Annotated in this window: 4 protein-coding genes; all 4 read left to right on the top strand. The window is 32.8% G+C overall.

What is annotated here, in order from left to right; all coding sequences use genetic code 11:
* Positions 1-1,034 (top strand): hypothetical protein (locus WBN21_RS10050; protein WP_424199881.1); only part of this gene is annotated, 1,034 nt, incomplete at its 5' end.
* A 130-nt stretch (positions 1,035-1,164) separates the two neighbouring features.
* The gene (locus tag WBN21_RS10045) at positions 1,165-3,129 is read left to right on the top strand and encodes an AAA family ATPase (RefSeq protein WP_424199879.1); all 1,965 of its coding nucleotides are present in this window, start codon (positions 1,165-1,167) and stop codon (positions 3,127-3,129) included.
* Positions 3,119-3,703 (top strand): NUDIX domain-containing protein, encoded by a 585-nt coding sequence (locus WBN21_RS10040; RefSeq protein WP_424199877.1) that lies wholly within the window; start codon positions 3,119-3,121, stop codon positions 3,701-3,703. Before WBN21_RS10045 ends, WBN21_RS10040 begins: the two co-directional genes overlap by 11 nt.
* Before the next feature lies 1 nt (position 3,704).
* Positions 3,705-4,940, top strand: coding sequence for a DUF6638 family protein (locus tag WBN21_RS10035; protein ID WP_424199875.1), 1,236 nt, complete (start codon positions 3,705-3,707; stop codon positions 4,938-4,940).
* The last annotated feature ends 159 nt before the right edge of the window (positions 4,941-5,099 follow it).

Below are 5,099 nucleotides of genomic sequence, written 5' to 3'. Positions count from 1 at the left end.
CTCCATTAGATTCTGCAATTCTCGATTCCAAAGAGCATTATGTGTTTTATCATAAAATGGTAAATTTTGCTTTTAATGAATTGATTGTAGCCGTTCAGCGGCAAAAACTTTGTAATGATATTGAAGTGCAGTTGTTTAAGCAATATTGCGATTTGTTATTGTATTCCATTGAGGCTATGCGTGTTAAGTACATGTACGATGACGAGGATAATATGAAAGTGGATTTAACAGAGTCTGGATTTCCTAACTATTTGGAATTTCGGTATTTGTTTAACGATTTGGAATTGCGAGACGAATACCTTGGAAAACTGACACCAATTGCCACGCTTAAAGAAGAGTTTTTAGATACGCTATTGCGAAAAAAAGAGCCTATTAGTAAAAGTAAATTGTTTCAAGCGGCTTCCATAGTTTATTATACTTCTGTAAATAAGCAATTTATTTTTAACCGATTTGTTCAAGGTAAAATTGTAACTGCTCCGAAAGATTCTGGAGCCGATTTATTGATTAGCTGGAGTTTTTATGATGTGTCGCATAACCGACCATTTATTTGCTTTATGTATTTTAATTATGATGGCAAGAATGTAAACGAGTATAAAGATGACATTTATGAAGTTTTAAAATCGGTTGCTGATAGAGAGATGTCCTTAGATACCATGGCGTATACTATTGATAGAAAATTACCAAAATTATCTCCAAAACATATAAAGCGTATAGATTTAGGACCTTTGCATAATGTGTTTGCAAAAGACGATCATAAAATAACCCATACTATTTTAGAGAGTATTGGAAAAAAGGAAATTCCGTTAGAATCTTATGCATTTTCTTTGAGAATTAATGAAGTTACGTCGAAAAGTGAATTTAAGGAAGGTAGCTTTTTCAGTAAGCAAGTGTTACAGCGTTGGGACGATGGTTTTAAACAAAAGTATGTTTTTGCTCCGCATAGAATCATTCAATTATTGTACAATAAAACGCCGGAGATTATGAATACATTGGCTAAAGCGCCTATTGAAGTTGCTGGATTAGAAATAAAATAAATAAAGTTTACAGTCGCAGTCTCAGTTTTCAGTTTTGCGACGAGAAAAATCAAATTATAACAGTTTAAGTTAAAGTAAGCAGCTTTGAGTAAATACTGCTTACTGAGACCGTACTGAACACTAAAAAAAAATGGAACACAACTCAACATTTCCAATAAAATTATCCGAACTTGATATGCTTCGTGATGAAGCCTCATCATACTTGAAAAGTGTGCAATGGGAGCAGGGATCTCGTGCAAAAAACAGAGATAAGGATGCAAAGGATGAATCTATCTTATTGTATTTATCGCGTGCCAATAATGGTTCAAACCCAACCAATATAACATCAGTTTCTAAAACAATTTTAGGATTAAAAAAGCGATTATTGCCTGATTCTATTGCGATACCAATCTATTTAAATCAGACTTTATATGCTGTTCAAGAAGGCATAACACTTGGTATTTGGATAAAAGATAATTACTATGATGCCTCAGGATTATCGAGTTTAAATGAAAACAAATCGGCCTTAGATAATAACGGAAAACGTGAGTTTGAAAGTAAAATGCATACCGCCACAGCGTATATGTTATTTGCTACAGCTTATAAAATATTACACGATTTAAAACCGCATGCTTCAGACGATTTAAGTGTGATGAAACAAAAGTTTGCTGGTATTCCAGAGGTGTCATTAATGTCGCCGCTCAAAGGGATTTCATGTAGTTTATTTTATTATGATAAATATTTAGGACATCCAGATATTATAAAATCAGATAAAAATGTCATTGATTTTACTGTGGTTTATTATGAAGCTTTAATTGATGAAATTCAATTAAGAAAAAGTAGTTTAGAATACACCGAAACTATTGAAGATAGAACTTATAAACTTGAAAAATCTGAGTTTGCTGTTGCAGGATGGAGCAATGTATTTCAAGGAACCGCAAAAAGTATTGAGTTTAATAAAATTCAGTTTGAGCAAATAGTTGGTAATCGTGATGCGAAACACTTTGCACGTCGTTTAACCGAACGGATGCTGAGTTACGATTTCAAAGCAAAGAAAAACCCATTTCAAGAATTAGGAGGTTTTATGCCAGTTTTTATGGGCTATGGAATTCCTGGAACAGGAAAAAGCATGTTGATTGCTGCCATTGCAACACGACTTAAAGAACATTGTGACACTTTAGATATTCCGTTTTTATTCCACCCGATGCCAGATACGTTGATTTCAACTTTTCAAGGAGGTTCAGCAGAAAAGATGGTAGAATGGATGAAACCTATGCAAGATCCTACCAAATTAATTTTCGCACCCATTGACGATGCCGAAAATAATTTACAAGAGCGAACCGCTCAAGGTGTTTCGGCTGGTGTTAAGGAAGTGATTGGTGTATTTTTAAGATATACCGAAGGTGCTTATGCGGTTAACTACGGAAACAGTTCTATTGGGTTATTTACCAATCTTCCAGAAATGTTGGATAAAGCTGTGATTTCTCGTGTTCAAGGCCGTTTTAAAATTGATGGAGCCAGAACAGAGCATGATTTTTTAGATCAAGATCATCTTTGGTGGCGAAAATTAGATGATACCATGCCCGATTTTGTAAACATGCAAGGACCAGAAAATTATAGCTATTTGCAAGATCAAGGTTTAGCCAAAAATATGGGCGATATTTTGAGCAATATTGATAAACCTTCAGAACAGCGTGTTCACGAGGTTTATGATCATGTAGAAAAGCATTTTAAAACCAATCAGCATTTATTTTACGCGAATTTGTATAAGGAAATGCAAGCGGTATTTCCATTCTTTTCATCTCGTGATGTTCGTAATATTCAATCGGCCATTTCATTACGATTGACTGATTTTGATTTGGAAGAAGATTGGTTTGAAAACCCAGAAATATATTTTAAACAAGATTACGATACCAAGTTTAATATGCTTCAAGAATTGATGCGAGGGAATATGAAAGGTTTAGACTTCTCTGAAATACGTCGTCAAGAAGTCGTGCGGTATTTAGATAATGTTGCAACTATTGCTGATACTGATTTTAAACGAAAAGTGGATGCCAGAGTGAATCAATTAAATATTGAGACTAAAGCTAGAAAAACGTTTGATAATGAGCGATAAGCAAATTAAAAATATTCAAAAGAAATTACTTTCTGATAACTATTATATTCTGAATAGAGTCACTTTTGATTATTTAATGACAAGTGGCAAATGGGTAAACCAAATGCGAGAAGTTTATGATAGAGGAGATGGCGCTGGTATTTTATTATACAATAAAGAAAAACAAACGGTAATTTTAACCAAACAGTTTAGAATGCCAACTTATTTGAATGATAATGAGGATGGGTTTTTAGTTGAAATTGCAGCAGGCATGTTAGATAAAGATAACCCTGAAGCCTGTGTAATTAGAGAAACCGAAGAAGAAGTTGGTTATCGATTAAAGTCGGTTAAAAAGGTTTATGAAGCGTATTCCTCACCTGGAGTTATGACTGAGAAAATGCATTTTTTTATTGGCGAATATACTGATGATATGAAAGTTAACGAAGGCGGTGGATTAGATAGTGAGCATGAAGATATTGAAGTAGTAGAAATGCCTTTTGAAAACGCGTTGAATATGTTGAATAATGGCCAAATAGTAGATACAAGAACTATTGTGTTGTTGCAGTATGCCCAAATTCATAAGTTGTTAGCGTAAAATGGACAAACTAAAAAAAGCAAATTTATACAGAAGCGAACTAATTCCGGTAAGCGGAAAACTTGTTGAGCGTTACAACAAATGCTTAGTAAAACTCGGGTTTTCTAAAACAAAATTAAAAACCTTTCATATTGATGGTATAGGTTGGAGTCCAGAAATTGCTGAGGAAAAAGAAGATTTTCATTATTTAAATAATGGAGAAGCAAATCCACATGGCATCATCATTTCACCACTTCAAAAAGGAAAACCGGTGTATTTGCCGTTTCATACGTTTGATAGAGATATCATGAAGTTTGTTTTTAAAATTCATGGAGAAAAGATTAAAGACATTACCAGAGATTGCGCTATTTGTCTAGATTTCGACCAAGGAATTGATGTCTTTTATGAACCTTTGGATGTATTAAAATATGATAAAGTAATTATCAATTTTCATTTAATTGATAAATTATGGTATATCCAAAAAGAACAGATTGAACTTGTTGATAAATTTAATAATGGGAATAATTTTATTGACGAAAGTTTGCACCAGAAACTTTTAGATTCAGCTATTGCGCATGGCGATTTACGAAATAGAGATTTAGAGTTGCATCAACTTCAATACACCACAGATTCATTTTTCACACGAGCCTTTGGAGGTGTTTATGTTTTAAGAGATTTTATAAAACCCATAGTTGTTTTTGAGGACAAAACTTGGTACAAGGAAGCTATTAAAGATACAAATTATGATGTTTTAATTTACCAAATTGAGCAGCCAGAGCTTATGGAAAAACTTAGAGACCATTTAATTATTGAATGTGATTTAGAAAAAGTAATAGAAACAAAACGCTATGAGCGTATCAAGAAATTTGAAATGGCTCAGTATTTAAAAAAGCCACAACATCCTATAAAAGATATTTTGAATGACCCTATTTTGTTTAAGAGTTATTTAAATAAACTTGATATAAATGCGAGAAAAAAAGTAATGAGTGTTGAGCGCTATTTGGAGAAATTAGAAACTAGTAACGAGTATAAAATTGCAGATATAGTTGATGTGAAGATTTATGAAGCTTTACATCAACCGCACTCTTCCTTAGACGCTAAACATCAGGATTTAATTTGGATGTTGTTAGTTAACATTTCTGAAAAAGATATTTTATTTTGGTATTGGTATGATAAAGAATCGTTTTATGCCAATTTTGAAACCTGGGATGATTCTCTTAAGGAGTGGGCAATCGAAACAATTAGTAACAATATTTAAAAATTATAGACTAATTTTATAGAAATCAACTTCAAAATAAAAGATTATGACACTAGAACTCATCGTATTCATAGGAGCCATTTTATTCGGAATCTTCATGTATTGGAGAGAATCCAAAGGAAATGGACTTTATCGTTTTTTTAATAAAATGATAAATTC

The organism is Algibacter sp. (assembly GCF_049667265.1).
Taxonomy (GTDB): domain Bacteria; phylum Bacteroidota; class Bacteroidia; order Flavobacteriales; family Flavobacteriaceae; genus Algibacter_B.
Note: the sequence above shows the minus strand (reverse complement) of the source record. Positions and strands in the feature narration are given on the sequence as shown.

Bases quoted from the DNA above. Each gene is read 5' to 3' on its own strand.
- WBN21_RS10045 (WP_424199879.1), top strand. From the start codon at position 1,165: ATGGAACACAACTCAACATTTCCAATAAAATTATCCGAACTTGATATG.
- WBN21_RS10040 (WP_424199877.1), top strand. From the start codon at position 3,119: ATGAGCGATAAGCAAATTAAAAATATTCAAAAGAAATTACTTTCTGAT.
- WBN21_RS10035 (WP_424199875.1), top strand. From the start codon at position 3,705: ATGGACAAACTAAAAAAAGCAAATTTATACAGAAGCGAACTAATTCCG.